This window comes from Bacillus sp. PS95 (assembly GCF_037963565.1).
In the GTDB taxonomy this organism is placed as follows: Bacteria; Bacillota; Bacilli; order Bacillales; family Bacillaceae; genus Bacillus; species Bacillus subtilis.
The window spans coordinates 1,299,096-1,315,349 of sequence record NZ_CP150160.1; the positions used below are offsets into that span (position 1 = coordinate 1,299,096).

Here is a 16,254-nt window from a genome sequence, read left to right on the forward strand (position 1 = left end):
AAATAAAGGAGAACAGGCTTTCACCCATTCTCCTGCAGATGCTACGCAGTCAGATTTGACTGTGCTTTCTTTTTCGGTTTTCTCGGCTGTGAAGCGAAGGTATGTAACATCATCCCCGCTATTATAATGAACAAACCGGCAAATGATAATAGAGATGGGAAAACGCCTGACAGCAGAACAATTTCACCAATTAGCGCGAAAATCACTTCACCGGATTGAGTGGCTTCAACAGCTGCGAGTTTTTGCGGATTGTCTCTTACCATATCAGTGGCCCAGAAAAATAAAACCGTCGCAATGATGCCTGAGCTGACGGCAACGATAAAGGATTGAACGGTTTGACTTGCTGTTGGAAGGCCATCTGACCACCAGCCGTAAGCTGCTAATATAAGCCAGAATGGAAGGCTTGCCAATGTCATTCCAAGAACGCGCTGAAATGTATCAAGCCGGCCTCCGTATTCTTCGAGCATTCTCCTGTTTCCTAACGGATAGGCAAAAGCCGCAATGACAACCGGCAGCACACTGAAAAGCAGCATCCTCCCAGAAAGCGATTCTGCATGCTGAAGCTGAATCAGAGCCGCTCCAATCAGGATGATCATGGAAGTGCCAAGTGAAACCAGGGGAATCTTTTGGCGAACGAGCTGCGGACCGCCCGGCATATCTTGTTTGACATAAAACAAAGGAGATAAGAGCACCCCGGCTACAATTGTAATTTGCCAGGTTCCGGCTATGAGCCACCCCGGACCGTATGCAGCCGCAAATGTAATCGGCGCGTAAAAAAGCACGAAGCCGACGAAGCTCCATTTGATCCAATAAAACGGCTTTTTCCTCATCTCTAGTAAGAGAGGCGTGAATGTCCCCCTCATGATGACAATCAAACATAAAAACGGCACCATAAAAATAAAGCGCAGCGAAGAGCTCCAAAGCCAGCTGCCTCCTGATAACTCCATCGCTCTGTTTAATATAAAGGTAACGGCGAAAAAGAGTGAAGCCAATATTCCGATAACGATAGCTTTCATGATATCCCTCATTCTGGCATTATTTTTTTATACTATACTATTCGGTATCATGCAGATCAATGGAATCATGAGAAAAACATCATGTTTTGCGAACCGCTATGTGTGGAAGACAAAAAAGGGAGGTGTAATTGATGGAAAAAGAGACACAGACATACTTCTTTCGGGATGACGGCAGGATTCCGAATCACCCTGATTTTCCGCTCGTGGTGTATCAAAACGCGCTTAAGGACACCGGACTGGCAGAGCGGATCGTCATCCGGCATGGCTGGTCAAACAGCTGGTCAGGGAGTGTTTTTCCATACCATCATTATCACAGCAATACGCATGAAGTCCTGTTTGCCCTTAGGGGAGAGGCTGTGATTCAGTTTGGGGGTGAAAAAGGGGCTGCCATCCCTTTCAAATCAGGCGACGCAGTCGTGATTCCAGCCGGAGTCGGACATAAAAAGCTCAGCTCAAGCCCCGATTTTACTGTCCTTGGCGCCTATCCCGGAGGCGTTCAGTATGATATGAAGACGGGGAAGCCCAATGAGCGGGAGGAAGCGGTCAAACAGATTAAGCAGGCGGCGTTGCCGGCGAATGATCCGATCACAGGAAAAAGAGAGCCTCTATTGGAAATATGGGTAAAGTGAAGGGGAGAAATTGTTGGATTGTCAATAACTAGTGCCGCAGAAACGATATGACATGAGCTCCATATAAATTAATTTCATAATCGAAGCAATTCACGTTCAAATTTTGTTCAAAAAGTGTTATCATATAGAAGGTAATCGAATTGGAGTTTTTTGTGTTTGCTATTTTCAGAGAGAGTAAAGGATTTTGACTTATTCAATTGTTTATTTTTTGATAAAAATAATACTGAATATGGCAAGATGAAAAACTGGGTAGTAAACATTTATTTTTGTAAATGATTGTGCACGAATTCACAATCCTTATTCTTATGCCTTAAAAGCGTGAGACAGGGAGAGGCACTACCCTTTCCAAACAAATCAGCAAACTGCTTATAGTAAAGGAGAATTGGATATGCCAGAAACAATCGATCAAACAAATGCGTCTGTCAGCCAAAGCCAGCAAGATCTTATTGATCAGCTATTAAAGCCAGAAGTTCAAGAATCATTGACTGTTTTAGTTGACCAGCTTCCGAAGCTGACTGAGTTAGTCAATATTTTAACGAAGTCTTATGATTTCGCTCAGTCTGTAGCGACTGACGAAGTGTTAAAAAACGACACAGTCGGTGCGATCACTGAAATTCTTGAGCCTGTAAAAGAAACAGCGAAAGAAGTAGCTGCGACTGCGATCGAAGCAAAAGACCGCGCGGAAGCAAGCAACGAAACAATTGGACTTTTCGGCCTTCTTCGCATGCTGAAAGATCCTCAAGCTCAAAAGCTGTTCCGTTTTGCTAACAGCTACCTTGAAGTCATGAACGAACGCGAAAACCAAAAATAATCTCAGATTCAAATTGATATAAAGGACGGAGGATATACGATGTCAAAACATATTGTCATTCTAGGCGCTGGTTATGGCGGAGTTCTTTCTGCTCTAACAGTTCGCAAACATTACACAAAAGAACAAGCACGCGTGACAGTGGTAAACAAATACCCAACTCACCAAATCATTACGGAATTACACCGTCTTGCTGCAGGCAACGTGTCTGAAAAAGCGGTTGCTATGCCATTAGAAAAACTTTTCAAAGGCAAAGACATTGATCTTAAAATCGCGGAAGTAAGCTCTTTCTCTGTTGATAAAAAAGAAGTTGCGCTTGCTGACGGTTCTACATTAACTTACGATGCGCTTGTTGTAGGTCTTGGTTCTGTAACGGCTTACTTCGGCATCCCAGGTCTTGAAGAAAACAGCATGGTGTTGAAATCTGCTGCTGATGCGAACAAAGTCTTCCAGCATGTTGAAGATCGTGTGCGAGAGTACTCTAAAACGAAAAACGAAGCAGATGCAACAATCCTTATCGGCGGAGGCGGCTTAACAGGTGTTGAGCTTGTTGGTGAGCTTGCTGACATCATGCCGAACCTTGCGAAAAAATACGGCGTAGACCATAAAGAAATCAAATTGAAACTTGTTGAAGCAGGTCCGAAGATCCTTCCTGTTCTTCCAGATGATCTTATCGAGCGTGCGACTGCAAGCCTTGAAAAACGCGGCGTTGAGTTCTTAACAGGTCTTCCTGTTACAAATGTAGAAGGAAACGTAATTGATCTGAAAGACGGATCTAAAGTTGTTGCCAACACATTTGTTTGGACTGGCGGCGTACAAGGTAACCCATTAGTCGGTGAATCAGGCCTAGAAGTGAACCGCGGACGCGCGACTGTAAATGACTTCCTGCAATCTACATCTCATGAAGATGTATTCGTTGCTGGAGACAGCGCAGTTTACTTCGGTCCAGACGGCCGTCCATACCCGCCAACTGCACAAATCGCATGGCAAATGGGTGAGCTGATCGGTTACAACCTATTCGCTTACTTAGAAGGCAAAACGCTTGAAACATTCAAGCCAGTAAACTCTGGTACACTTGCAAGCCTTGGACGCAAAGACGCGGTTGCCATCATTGGTGCAAATTCTACACCGCTTAAAGGTCTTCCTGCTTCCTTGATGAAAGAAGCAAGTAACGTACGCTACTTAACACACATTAAAGGACTTTTCAGCCTGGCTTACTAATCCTTTCTATGAATCTGACATTGCCAAAAGCATTCCTTTCCGAGTGCTTTCTGGCAATGTCTTTTTTTTTGTTTATATGCTAACGTTAACATTTCATTTTCAAAAAAGAGATTGATCTCAGAGGAATATAAAGGTAAAATAGATACAATCAAAATGTTAACGTTAACATTTTGAAATAGAATGAAAGACGGTGAGGACATGGACCCCTTCATGGGCGAAAACTTTTTATTGAAAAATGAAACCGCTGTCAGACTCTATCACAATTATGCGAAAGACATGCCAATTATTGATTACCACTGCCACTTAAGTCCGAAAGAAATCTATGAAAATAAGACATTTCAAAACATCACGGAAGCCTGGCTGTATGGTGACCATTATAAATGGCGCATTATGAGAGCCAATGGAATTGAGGAGACATACATTACCGGAGATGCGCCTGATGAGGAGAAATTTATCGCTTGGGCGAAAACCGTGCCGATGGCGATCGGCAACCCGCTCTACAACTGGACTCACTTAGAATTGCAGCGTTTTTTTGGCATTTACGAGATTTTAAACGAGAAGTCCGGACCGGCTATATGGAAACGGACAAATGAACTGCTCAAAGGGGAAGGCTTCGGGGCAAGGGATTTAATCGTGAAATCAAATGTAAAGGTTGTGTGCACCACGGATGACCCTGTCGACTCTCTTGAATACCACCTATTATTAAAAGAAGACAAAGACTTTCCTGTCAGCGTGCTGCCTGGATTTCGGCCGGATAAAGGACTTGAGATCAATCGTGAAGGCTTTCCTGAGTGGGTGCAGGCGCTTGAAGATGCCGCCGCCATATCCATTGCAACCTATGATGAGTTTTTAAAGGCTTTGGAAAAACGAGTGCGATTCTTCCACTCAGCCGGCGGCAGAGTTTCTGATCACGCGATAGATTCAATGGTATTTGCCGAAACAACAAAAGAAGAAGCTGGACGGATTTTTTCTGACAGATTACAAGGAACAGAGGTTTCTTATGAAGATGAGAAGAAATTTAAGACATATACGCTTCAGTTTCTTTGCGGTTTGTATGCGGAGCTCGATTGGGCGATGCAGTTTCATATCAACGCTTTAAGAAACACAAATACAAAAATGATGAAAAGGCTCGGACCTGATACAGGCTATGATTCAATGAACGATGAAGAAGTTGCCAAGCCTTTATACAAGCTGCTGAACTCAGTTGAGATGAAGAACCAGCTGCCGAAAACGATTTTATATTCACTGAATCCAAATGATAACTATGTCATCGCCAGCATGATCAACAGTTTTCAGGACGGTATTACCCCGGGAAAAATACAATTCGGCACAGCCTGGTGGTTTAACGATACTAAAGACGGGATGCTCGACCAAATGAAAGCGTTATCAAATGTTGGCCTTTTCAGCCGTTTTATCGGCATGCTCACCGATTCCAGAAGCTTTCTTTCGTATACGCGCCACGAATATTTCAGGCGGATCGTCTGCAATTTGATTGGAGAATGGGTGGAAAACGGCGAAGTGCCGCGCGATATGGAACTTCTGGGAAGCATCGTTCAGGGGATTTGCTATGACAATGCGAAACACTACTTTCAATTTCAAGAAGAGAAAGCAAACGTGTAACAAAGTGTCCGCTCAGTATCGCTGAGCGGACCACTATCCGAAAATTCTTAAGGCACAGAGGTGGAACATGCGAACTGAACTGGCAAATAAGGTTGTGTCGGTCGAAACGGAAAAAAGGCTTTCATTGAAAGAGAAAATGTCCTATGGTTTTGGTGATTTTGGCAATGGTTTTATGTTTGATCTCGGCCAGATTTATTTATTGAAGTATTTCACTGATGTAGCGGGAATCCCCGCTGCGATGGCCGGCGGCATTTTTTTAGTCAGTAAGCTGTTTGCGGCGATAACAGATCCAATTGTCGGCTCATCAATCGATTATCGCAAAAATATCGGCAAACGGGGGAAATTCAGGCCTTATCTATTAATTGGCAGCATCGTGCTTGCGGTGCTTACTGTTCTTATTTTTCTGTCTCCCAATGTATCAACGACCGGAAAACTGATTTATGCATATGCATCCTATATGATTTGGGGCATCGGCTATTCGTTTGTGAATATTCCGTACGGCTCATTAGGGGCAGCGATGACTCAAAATTCTGAGGACCGGACCTCCATTTCGACGTTCCGCCAAATCGGATCACTTGGCGCCTTGTTTATCACAAGTGTTGCCGTGATGCCGCTGCTCATCAAGTTTGATAATCCGAAGGTCGGCTACCCGGTGGTCATGGGCTTGTTCGCCGCACTCGGTGTGCTTTGGTTTTATATTTGCTACCGCAACTGCAAAGAACGCATTGTCATATCGGAAGCACCCAAAGAAAAATTAACACTCTCATCTGTCGTCAAAACATTTATTACAAATAAACCGCTGTTAACCCTTGTCCTGATGACGATTTTTTCAATTTCCGCATACAACATTAAATCCGCCATGCTAGTCTATTTCGCACAATATAACTTGGGCAATGTTGAATTAATGGCTTATATGAACTTCATCATTATCGGTTCTTCCTTTTTGGGCGTCGTATTCCTTCCAAAGCTCGTCAAGATGTTTGGAAAGAAACGAACGGCAATGATCGGCTTCGGCATCAGTGTGGCCGCGGATCTGATCAACTTTATGCTTCCATCTAACGTTTATGTGTTTACAATTCTCGCCAGTATCGCCTTTATCGGAATCAGTATCCCAAATGGCATCACGTGGGCTCTTGTCTCCGATATTATCGACTATGGTGAATGGAAATCCGGTGAACGGAAGGAAGCAACGACATATTCACTTTTCAATTTCTCAAGAAAGCTTGCTCAATCTTTGTCTGGCTTTCTCTCGGGGATCGGTTTGGGGATTATCGGCTATGTGCCGAATGCAGTCCAGACAGCACAGGCGCTGATTGGCATCAAAGCGCTGCTTCTTCTGTATCCGGCCATTGCGTTGGCATTAGCGATGATCATTATCGGCTTTCTTTATAAACTCACAGACCAGCAGCATGCTCAGATCGTTCAGGATCTTCATCAAAAGAACTGACAATATAATATAAAGAATATTTAAAATAATTTGTAAATAAAATGTGTTTGTAGGGGTTTCACTAGGGGAGTGCCCAAAAAACTGAAAAGGAAGGAGGCACTTGTTTGAAAACGATAACAATTGCAGCTGAAGAAGCAAAGGGACTCGTTCGGCAAAAGCTGGCCGGTGCCGGTTTGAATGAACGAGATGCTGAAAAAGTAGCAGATGTTCTCGTGCACGCTGATTTGCGCAATGTACATTCGCATGGCGTGCTGCGCACAGAACACTATGTGAACAGGCTTTTAGCGGGAGGGATCAATCCTGGGGCACAGCCTGTTTTTAAAGAAACGGGGCCTGTGACCGGGGTGCTTGACGGAGACGATGGTTTCGGTCATGTGAATTGCGACATGGCGATGGACCATGCAATTGACATGGCGAAGAAAAAAGGAGTCGGCATGGTCACGGCCGTAAACAGCAGCCATTGCGGAGCGCTAAGCTATTTTGTGCAAAAAGCGGCTGACGAAAAGCTGATCGGAATGGCAATGACGCATACAGACAGTATCGTTGTCCCGTTTGGGGGGAGGACTCCTTTTTTAGGGACAAATCCGATTGCTTACGGTGTTCCGGCTAAGCATAAAAAACCGTTTATCCTAGATATGGCGACATCCAAAGTGGCTTTTGGGAAGATTCTGCAGGCCCGTGAAGAGGGCAATGAAATTCCTGAAGGATGGGGAGTCGATGAAAACGGAGAAGCAGTAACTGATCCTGACAAGGTCGTCTCACTTTCAACATTCGGCGGCCCGAAAGGCTATGGACTATCGATTGTAGTGGATGTGTTTTCCGGATTGCTGGCGGGCGCGGCTTTTGGCCCTCATATTGCCAAAATGTACAGCGGCCTTGATCAAAAAAGAAAGCTGGGGCATTACGTTTGCGCGATCAATCCAGCCTTTTTTACTGACTGGGATACGTTTTTAGAGCAGATGGATGACATGATTGATGAACTGCAGCAATCACCGCCGGCTGTTGGATTCGAAAGAGTGTATGTGCCCGGCGAGATCGAGCAGCTGCATGAAGAAAGAAATAAGGAAAAAGGAATTTCTATCGCCCGGAGCGTGTATGAATTCTTAAAAAGCAGGTGAGAAAAATGAAAGCGGTTCAAGTGCGAAAAGCGTATGATCTGGTGACAGCGGTGGTGAAGAAGCCAGTTCTTTCAAAGGATGATGAAGTGCTCGTGAAAGTCAAGCGAGTCGGCATTTGCGGTTCAGACATGCACATTTATCATGGAACGAATCCGCTCGCTACCCTCCCGAGAGTCATCGGACACGAGGTAACGGGACAAGTGGAGGCAGTTGGCGCGAATGTACAGAGCCTAAAACCCGGTGATCATGTGGTGATTGAGCCGATTTCTTATTGCGGATCGTGCTATGCCTGCCGCAAAGGGCGGCCGAATGTTTGCGCCAAGCTTTCTGTATTTGGCGTACATGAGGACGGGGGCATGCGGGAATATATTGTGCTTCCGGAAAGGCAGCTTCACGCGGTCTCAAAGGACTTGCCTTGGGAGGAAGCAGTCATGGCCGAGCCTTATACGATAGGCGCCCAGGCAGTGTGGAGAGGCCAGGTGGAAAAAGGTGATACCGTTCTGATCCAGGGAGCGGGGCCCATCGGGATCTGTGTGTTGAAAATGGCAAAGCTGGCGGGCGCTGCTGTCATGATGACTGACTTGAACGACGAGCGGCTGGCATTTGCGAAAGAAAACGGCGCCGATGCTGTTGTAAATGTCCAAGCAGAACATGTTGCCGAGCAGGTCCTTGAATGGACTGGGAATGAAGGAGCAAACGTGGTCATTGATGCTGTTTGCCTGCCGGAGACTTTTGCACTTTCAATTGAGGCTGTGTCACCGGCGGGACATGTGGTTGTGCTTGGATTTGATGAAAGAGCGGCTCAGATTTCTCAGCTGCCAATTACAAAAAAAGAAGTCACGATAACCGGATCGCGATTGCAGACCAATCAGTTTCCAAAAGTGGTAGAGCTTTTGAATGGAGGCCGGTTAGTGCATAACGGGCTGGTGACCCATACATTTTCAGTTGATGACGTTCATCATGCATTTCAGTTTATTAAGGAGCATCCAGATCAGGTGCGAAAAGCCGTCATCACGTTTGATTAAATGACTGAATCCGGAGGTGCGAGCATGAATATGACATTCCGATGGTATGGAAGAGGCAACGATACAGTCACACTTGAACACGTGAAGCAAATTCCCGGTGTCAAAGGCATCGTTTGGGCTCTCCATCAAAAGCCTGTCGGCGACGTGTGGGAAAAAGAAGAAATCAGAGCCGAGACCGAATATATTCAATCCTATGGTTTTCATGCTGAAGTTGTAGAAAGCGTGAATGTTCACGAAGCGATTAAACTTGGGAACGAAGAACGCGGCCGGTATATTGAAAACTACAAGCAAACGATCCGCAACCTTGCCGGATTTGGCGTGAAAGTGATCTGCTATAATTTTATGCCGGTTTTTGATTGGACACGCACGGACATGTTCCGGCCGCTAGAAGATGGATCGACCGCTCTGTTTTTTGAAAAGGCCAAGGTGGAAAGCCTTGATCCTCAAGAGCTGATTCGGACGGTGGAGGATGCATCTGACATGACACTGCCGGGGTGGGAGCCCGAAAAATTAGCTCGGATCAAAGAGCTTTTTGCTGCCTACAGAACGGTCGATGAAGAAAAGCTATGGGACAATTTATCATTCTTTTTGCAGGAAATTCTTCCTGTTGCTGAGCCCTATGGTGTTCAAATGGCCATTCATCCGGATGACCCGCCGTGGCCGATTTTCGGACTGCCGCGCATTATCACAGGAGAGGCAAGCTATAAGAAACTGCGGGCGATATCAGATTCACCGTCTAATTGTATCACCCTTTGTACAGGTTCAATGGGAGCCAATCCCGCTAACGACATGGTGGAGATCGCTAAAACGTATGCCGGCATCGCTCCATTTTCACATATTCGCAATGTGAAAATTTATGAGAATGGCGATTTTATTGAAACATCTCATTTAACAAAGGATGGTTCGATCAACATTCAAGGCGTGATGGAAGAACTGCATAAGCAGGATTACGAAGGATATGTCAGACCGGATCATGGGCGCCATCTTTGGGGCGAGCAATGCCGCCCGGGATATGGCTTATACGATCGGGCACTTGGCATCATGTATTTGAACGGGCTGTGGGACGCCTATGAAGCAATGGCAAAAAAAGAGGTGGGCATATGATCCCGCTGCATGAGAACCTGGCTGGTAAAACGGCTGTCATCACTGGCGGCAGCGGCGTGCTTTGCTCTGCGATGGCCCGGGAGCTAGCCCGTCATGGCATGAAGGTGGCGATTTTGAATCGGACGGCTGAAAAAGGCCAAGCGGTCGAGAAGGAGATAACGGCGGCTGGCGGCACAGCGTGCGCTGTTGCTGCGGATGTGCTGGACAGGATGTCACTGGAACGGGCAAAGGAAGACATCCTTGGCCAATTTGGCGCTGTTGATCTGTTAATTAACGGGGCTGGCGGCAATCATCCTGACGCGATAACCGATGTGGAGACATATGAAGAAGCGGGAGAAGGCCAATCCTTTTTTGATATGGATGAGAGGGGCTTTCTAACTGTATTCTCCACCAATTTCACCGGTGCGTTTCTGGCCTCGCAAGTGTTTGGAAAAGAGCTGCTGAAAGCCGATTCACCGGCGATCATCAACCTTTCTTCCATGAGTGCTTATTCACCTATGACGAGGGTTCCGGCATACAGTGCCGCGAAAGCATCCATCAATAATTTTACGATGTGGATGGCTGTTCATTTTGCCGAAACCGGGCTGCGGGTCAATGCGATTGCCCCAGGCTTCTTTCTGACAAAACAAAATCATGATCTGCTGATCAACCAAGACGGAACGTTCACCAGCCGATCTCACAAAATTATTGCGGGAACACCGATGAAGCGCTTCGGAAAACCCGAGGATTTGCTCGGTACGCTTCTTTGGCTGGCGGATGAATCCTATTCCGGTTTTGTCACTGGGATCACCGTTCCTGTCGATGGAGGATTTATGGCTTATTCAGGTGTGTAACGAAAGCGGTGCAACAGAAACTGAACCAACATAGGGGTGAGGTTGAGATGTTTTCAAAAGATAAGCTTCCCGTTATCCTTTTTTTGTTCCTGGCAGGGGTGATTAATTACCTGGATCGCTCGGCGCTTTCCATTGCAGCTCCTTTTATTCAGGATGATCTCACATTGTCTGCCACGCAAATGGGCTTGATTTTCAGCAGTTTTTCGATTGGTTATGCGATTTTTAACTTTCTTGGGGGCGTGGCATCCGACCGCTATGGGGCAAAGCTGACCTTGTTTGTCGCGATGGTTGTTTGGTCGCTGTTTAGCGGAGCAGTCGCCCTCGCTTTTGGCTTTGTCAGCCTGCTGATTATACGCATTCTCTTCGGAATGGGAGAAGGCCCGCTTTCGGCGACCATCAACAAGATGGTGAACAACTGGTTCCCGCCGACCCAGCGGGCGTCTGTTATCGGTGTAACCAACAGCGGCACGCCGCTCGGGGGAGCCATTTCCGGCCCGATAGTCGGCATGATCGCAGTGGCGTTCAGCTGGAAGGTATCCTTCGTTCTCATTATGATTATTGGATTGATATGGGCAGTGCTCTGGTTCAAGTTTGTCAAAGAAAAGCCGCAAGAGACGATCAAGGAAGCACCGGCAATAAAAGCAGAAACGTCTCCCGGAGAAAAAATTCCGCTCACCTTTTACCTGAAGCAAAAAACGGTCCTGTTCACGGCGTTCGCTTTTTTCGCTTACAACTACATCCTCTTCTTCTTTTTGACGTGGTTTCCGAGCTATCTTGTCGACGAGCGGGGATTAAGTGTTGAATCGATGAGTGTCATCACGGTCATACCGTGGATTTTAGGATTTATCGGGCTGGCTGCGGGGGGATTTGTTTCTGACTATGTGTACAAAAAAACGGCCCGAAAAGGTGTGCTGTTTTCGCGCAAGGTTGTGCTTGTCACGTGTTTGTTTTCATCAGCTGTCCTGATTGGTTTTGCCGGGCTTGTGGCAACGACTGCGGGGGCTGTCACACTGGTCGCTTTGTCAGTATTTTTTCTATATTTAACAGGTGCTATCTATTGGGCTGTCATTCAAGATGTGGTTGATCAAAACAAAGTCGGTTCTGTTGGAGGCTTCATGCATTTCCTCGCCAACACGGCAGGAATTATCGGCCCGGCTTTAACCGGATTTATTGTTGACCAAACAGGCACGTTTTCTGGAGCATTTTTGCTTGCCGGAGGGCTGGCTGTCTTCGCTTCACTTGCTGTGATTCGTTTTGTCCGTCCAATCATCGGCAAGTCAGCGGGAACAGAAGCTGAGAATCCTGTGTCTTATTAATCTGGAAATATAGTGGGAGAGGCGGTATGTTTGATGATACAATATACAGTAAATAATCGCAGCCGGTATGAGAAGGAAGGGAATTAGATGGTAACCATAAAAGATATCGCAAAACTCGCAAACGTATCCCACACTACTGTTTCCAGAGCACTCAACAACAGCCCTTACATCAAAGAACATACGAAGAAAAAAATATTAGAGCTAGCAGAGCAGCTCAACTATACACCAAATGTAAATGCGAAAAGTCTGGCGATGCAAAAGTCGCATACGATCGGGCTTTTCTTTACAAGCATTACAAACGGAACCTCACACAGCTTCTTTGCAGACACAATTAAAGGCGTCAATCAAGCCATAAGTGAGGATTACAATCTGTATGTGCGCGGCATTGATGATCTGAAAAACTATGACTCCGTTACACCGATGAGATATGACGGCATCATTTTAATGAGCCAAAGTGACATTGATAATTCTTTTATTTACCATATTCGCGAAAAAAACATTCCGCTTGTCGTGCTGAATCGTGATATTGATGATCGCACCATCACGAATATTTTGTCCAATGACAAGGAAGGCTCTCAAGAAGCTGTAGAATACTTCATTCAGTCCGGACATCAAGACATCGCCATCATCGAGGGGATCGAAGGCTTTAAATCCTCCCAGCAGCGAAAGGAAGGCTACTTATCTGCACTGATTCAACATCATATTCCGATCAAGCATGAATACAGTGTCAAAGGACAGTACGATATGGAAAGCGGCTTTCAAGCGATGGAGCGGCTGCTGGCACTGCCGAATCCTCCAACCGCTGTTTTTTGTTCGAATGATGACATGGCAATCGGAGCGATGAATGCGATATTCGCAAAGGGCCTGCGCGTTCCTGATGATATTTCGGTGATCGGGTTTGATGATATTGGGTTTTCACAGTACATCACGCCAAGGCTTTCAACAGTAAAGCGCCCAGTGGAGAAAATCAGCGTGCTCGGTGCGCAAAAACTCTTGTCGCTGATCAGCGAGCCCGAAACAAAAGCAGAAAAAATCTTGGAAAACACAGAATTCATGGTGCGTGATTCAGTCAGACGATTGACGACGTGATGCCCCGTTTTTCAGCGGGCATTCTTTTATAAAGAAAAATGTTAACGTGTGCATAAAAAGAGGGAGGCAATAAGGATGCAGAAACTGAATAAAAATGTGTACGATCACTATACTCAGTATCCAGAAAAAATTCTCCAATTCGGAGAAGGAAACTTTCTTCGGGGATTTATCGATTGGCAGATTGATCAATTGAATCAACACACTGATTTTAATGGGAGCGTGGCAGTTGTCCAGCCAAGAGGCTCAGAAAAAATCAAACGATTAAATGAGCAAGATGGATTATATACACTTTTTTTACAAGGAATGAAAGACGGAGAAGCGGTAAACGAGCATATGATTATCAACTCAATCAGCCGGGGGATTGACCTGTTTTCTGATTATGAAGCATACAAAGAATTGGCATCAAGCGAAGGGCTTCGGTTTATCATCTCCAACACCACTGAGGCTGGGATTGTATGTGAGGAAAAAGATCGTTTAGAGGATAGACCGCAAAAAACATTCCCTGGGAAATTAACTGCATTTCTCTACTTCCGCTATCAGGCTTTTAAAGGAGATCAGACAAAAGGGTGTGTCCTAATCCCATGTGAACTGATTGAGAACAACGGCGAAAAGCTGAAGGAAACGGTTCTTCATTATGCAGGTCTGTGGAAGCTGGAGGAAGGATTTACACAGTGGATTCATGAGGCTAATACATTTTGTAATAGTTTAGTAGACCGGATTGTTCCGGGTTTTCCCGTCGACAGCATTGATGAGATCACGGCGGATCTTGGCTATCAGGATGATTTGATAGTTGTGGGAGAGCAATATTATTTATGGGTTATCGAGGGGCCTGATTGGATTGGAAAAGAACTTCCCTTTGCGGCTGCAGGGCTGCATACAAAGATTGTCAGCGACCTCACCCCATACCGGACTAAAAAAGTAAGAATTTTAAATGGCGCTCATACAGCAATGACGCCAGTGGCTTTATTATACGGCTTGAAGACTGTTAGGGATGCTGTCGAGCATCCGGAAGTGGGGCGATTTATAAGAGAGCTGATTGATGACGAAATTCTTCCTGTTTTAAAAATGGAAGGTCTTTCTCAGTATGCTGACGATGTGCTGAACCGTTTTAAAAACCCGTATATTAAGCATTACCTGGAAAGCATTGCATTGAACGCCATTTCCAAATTCAAAACGAGAAACCTGCCGACTCTTAAGGAATATGCTGAACAAAAGGGACAGCTTCCTGAACGCTTGGTGTTTTCTTTCAGCGCTCTTCTGTATTTTTATCATGATAACGAGACATTGCAGGATGATCCGGCAGTTCTTCAATTTTTCAAAGAGGTTTGGTGTCAGGAGGATGGCGACATGCTTCGGATTGCCTCAAGAGTGTTAGGCGAACAGTGGCTGTGGGGGGCAGATCTCAATGAGATACCGAAGCTGACTGATAGAGTCGCTGTTTACTTGAATCATATTCATGAGCTGGGCATGCAGAGGGCTCTTGAACAATACTGCATACAAGGGGGAGAGGTACGTTGAAGTCGTTTATAAAGATTCATAAGCAAGATAATGTCCTTCTTGCTCTGCGGGATATCCAAAAGGGAGAGAGGCTGCATGCGGACGGCGTGTCGATTGAAGTAAAGGATGATATAAAAAGAGGCCATAAGATTGCATTGCAGTCTATCAAAGAAAACGACAGCATCATCAAGTACGGGTCTCCAATCGGTCATGCATCACAAGATATCTCGATCGGAGAGCATATTCATGTCCATAATACGAAAACAAACCTGTCTGATATCCAATCATACAGCTATACACCGAGATTTGATGAAAATCCGTATTCTAATGAGAACCGGATGTTTAAAGGTTTTAGAAGAGAAAACGGAGATGCGGGTGTACGGAATGAATTGTGGATTGTCCCAACTGTCGGCTGTGTCAATGGAATAGCAGAAAAAATGCTGCAGCGTTTTGTCAGAGAAACAGGGGATATCGCTCCATTTGATAACGTACTGGTGTTAAAGCATCAATACGGATGCTCGCAGCTTGGCGACGATCATGAAAATACGAAGCAGATCCTGCTGAATGCCATTCGCCATCCAAATGCCGGCGGCGTCTTGGTGTTAGGGCTTGGCTGTGAAAACAATGAGCTGGCAAGAATGAAGGAAGCACTGCAAGATGTGAACCTGGAGCGGGTGAAGTTTCTGGAATCCCAGTCGGTGACCGACGAAATGGAGGCAGGTGTTGCTTTGCTGAAGGAAATTCATGAAGCGGCCAAAGGAGATAAGAGAGAAGACATCCCGCTGTCTGAACTGAAGATCGGGCTGAAATGCGGAGGTTCGGACGGTTTTTCCGGCATAACCGCAAACCCGCTGCTTGGACGTTTTTCAGATTATCTCATTGCACAGGGAGGGAGTACTGTGCTGACGGAAGTACCGGAAATGTTCGGCGCAGAAACCATCCTGATGCAGCGGGCTGCCAATGAAGAAGTGTTTCATAAGATAGTCGATTTAATCAATGATTTCAAACAATACTTTATTAAACATGATCAGCCGGTGTACGAAAATCCTTCACCGGGCAACAAAGCGGGCGGCATTTCTACACTTGAGGATAAATCGCTGGGCTGTACGCAAAAAGCGGGGATTTCTCCTGTCACGGATGTCTTGAAATACGGTGAAGTACTCAAGACAAAAGGGCTGACTCTTTTGAGCGCACCGGGCAATGATTTGATCGCCTCCTCCGCATTGGCGGCGGCCGGCTGCCAAATTGTCCTCTTTACAACGGGGAGAGGCACGCCGTTTGGCACCTTTGTCCCGACGGTGAAAGTAGCGACAAACACCGAGCTGTATGAAGCGAAGCCGCATTGGATTGATTTTAACGCAGGCCTTTTAGCAGAGGATGATGTTCATGAGGAATATGTGCTGCGTGAGTTTATCCACTATATGATTGAGGTGGCAAGCGGCCAGCTTGTGAACCATGAAAAAAATGATTTCAGAGAACTCGCCATTTTTAAATCGGGTGTGACGTTATAATAAGAAAAGGCTATCCTTCA

The 16,254-nt window shown here is 45.8% G+C and carries 14 protein-coding genes; 13 read left to right on the top strand and 1 reads right to left on the bottom strand.

The annotated features are described in order from the left end of the window. Positions 1–41: 41 nt before the first annotated feature. Positions 42–1,016, bottom strand: a complete 975-nt coding sequence (locus NSQ12_RS06920; RefSeq protein ID WP_128441552.1) for a multidrug resistance efflux transporter family protein — start codon at positions 1,014–1,016, stop codon at positions 42–44. 131 nt (positions 1,017–1,147) lie between these two features. Between NSQ12_RS06920 and NSQ12_RS06925 the strand changes: the two genes are divergently transcribed. The 13 genes from NSQ12_RS06925 to NSQ12_RS06985 all read left to right on the top strand — a co-directional run bounded on the left by NSQ12_RS06925 (position 1,148) and on the right by NSQ12_RS06985 (position 16,234). Beyond that, entirely contained in the window at positions 1,148–1,645 is a 498-nt protein-coding gene (locus NSQ12_RS06925; protein WP_038427606.1) for a cupin domain-containing protein, read from the top strand. Positions 1,646–2,033: 388 nt separating this feature from the next. Beyond that, a complete protein-coding gene (locus NSQ12_RS06930; RefSeq protein WP_014663610.1) occupies positions 2,034–2,456 on the top strand; it encodes a DUF1641 domain-containing protein in 423 nt (140 codons plus the stop codon). 39 nt (positions 2,457–2,495) lie between these two features. After that, on the top strand, positions 2,496–3,674 hold the full coding sequence (locus NSQ12_RS06935) for an FAD-dependent oxidoreductase (RefSeq protein WP_003232765.1): 1,179 nt from the start codon (positions 2,496–2,498) through the stop codon (positions 3,672–3,674). A 198-nt stretch (positions 3,675–3,872) separates the two neighbouring features. Then, positions 3,873–5,294 carry a glucuronate isomerase gene (gene uxaC, locus NSQ12_RS06940; RefSeq protein ID WP_339176327.1) on the top strand — a complete coding sequence of 474 codons (1,422 nt, stop codon included), beginning with the start codon at positions 3,873–3,875 and terminating at the stop codon, positions 5,292–5,294. 67 nt (positions 5,295–5,361) lie between these two features. Continuing rightward, a complete protein-coding gene (locus NSQ12_RS06945; protein ID WP_038428817.1) occupies positions 5,362–6,741 on the top strand; it encodes an MFS transporter in 1,380 nt (459 codons plus the stop codon). A 104-nt stretch (positions 6,742–6,845) separates the two neighbouring features. After that, positions 6,846–7,859, top strand: a complete 1,014-nt coding sequence (gene allD / locus NSQ12_RS06950) for an ureidoglycolate dehydrogenase (protein ID WP_144500833.1) — start codon at positions 6,846–6,848, stop codon at positions 7,857–7,859. 5 nt (positions 7,860–7,864) lie between these two features. Continuing rightward, positions 7,865–8,884: a zinc-binding alcohol dehydrogenase family protein gene (locus tag NSQ12_RS06955; protein ID WP_144500834.1), complete on the top strand. Its 1,020-nt coding sequence runs from the start codon at positions 7,865–7,867 to the stop codon at positions 8,882–8,884. 24 nt (positions 8,885–8,908) lie between these two features. Continuing rightward, positions 8,909–9,988 (top strand): mannonate dehydratase, encoded by a 1,080-nt coding sequence (gene uxuA, locus NSQ12_RS06960; RefSeq protein ID WP_144500835.1) that lies wholly within the window; start codon positions 8,909–8,911, stop codon positions 9,986–9,988. Continuing rightward, positions 9,985–10,821, top strand: coding sequence for an SDR family oxidoreductase (locus NSQ12_RS06965; RefSeq protein WP_144500836.1), 837 nt, complete (start codon positions 9,985–9,987; stop codon positions 10,819–10,821). The genes uxuA and NSQ12_RS06965 overlap by 4 nt, the downstream gene beginning before the upstream one ends. Before the next feature lie 47 nt (positions 10,822–10,868). After that, positions 10,869–12,137, top strand: a complete 1,269-nt coding sequence (locus NSQ12_RS06970) for an MFS transporter (protein ID WP_144500837.1) — start codon at positions 10,869–10,871, stop codon at positions 12,135–12,137. 87 nt (positions 12,138–12,224) lie between these two features. Continuing rightward, positions 12,225–13,226, top strand: a complete 1,002-nt coding sequence (locus NSQ12_RS06975) for a LacI family DNA-binding transcriptional regulator (RefSeq protein WP_003244946.1) — start codon at positions 12,225–12,227, stop codon at positions 13,224–13,226. Positions 13,227–13,301: 75 nt separating this feature from the next. Then, positions 13,302–14,744, top strand: coding sequence for a tagaturonate reductase (locus NSQ12_RS06980; RefSeq protein ID WP_160221514.1), 1,443 nt, complete (start codon positions 13,302–13,304; stop codon positions 14,742–14,744). Further along, positions 14,741–16,234 (top strand): altronate dehydratase family protein, encoded by a 1,494-nt coding sequence (locus NSQ12_RS06985; protein WP_339176332.1) that lies wholly within the window; start codon positions 14,741–14,743, stop codon positions 16,232–16,234. The genes NSQ12_RS06980 and NSQ12_RS06985 overlap by 4 nt, the downstream gene beginning before the upstream one ends. Positions 16,235–16,254 lie beyond the last annotated feature (20 nt).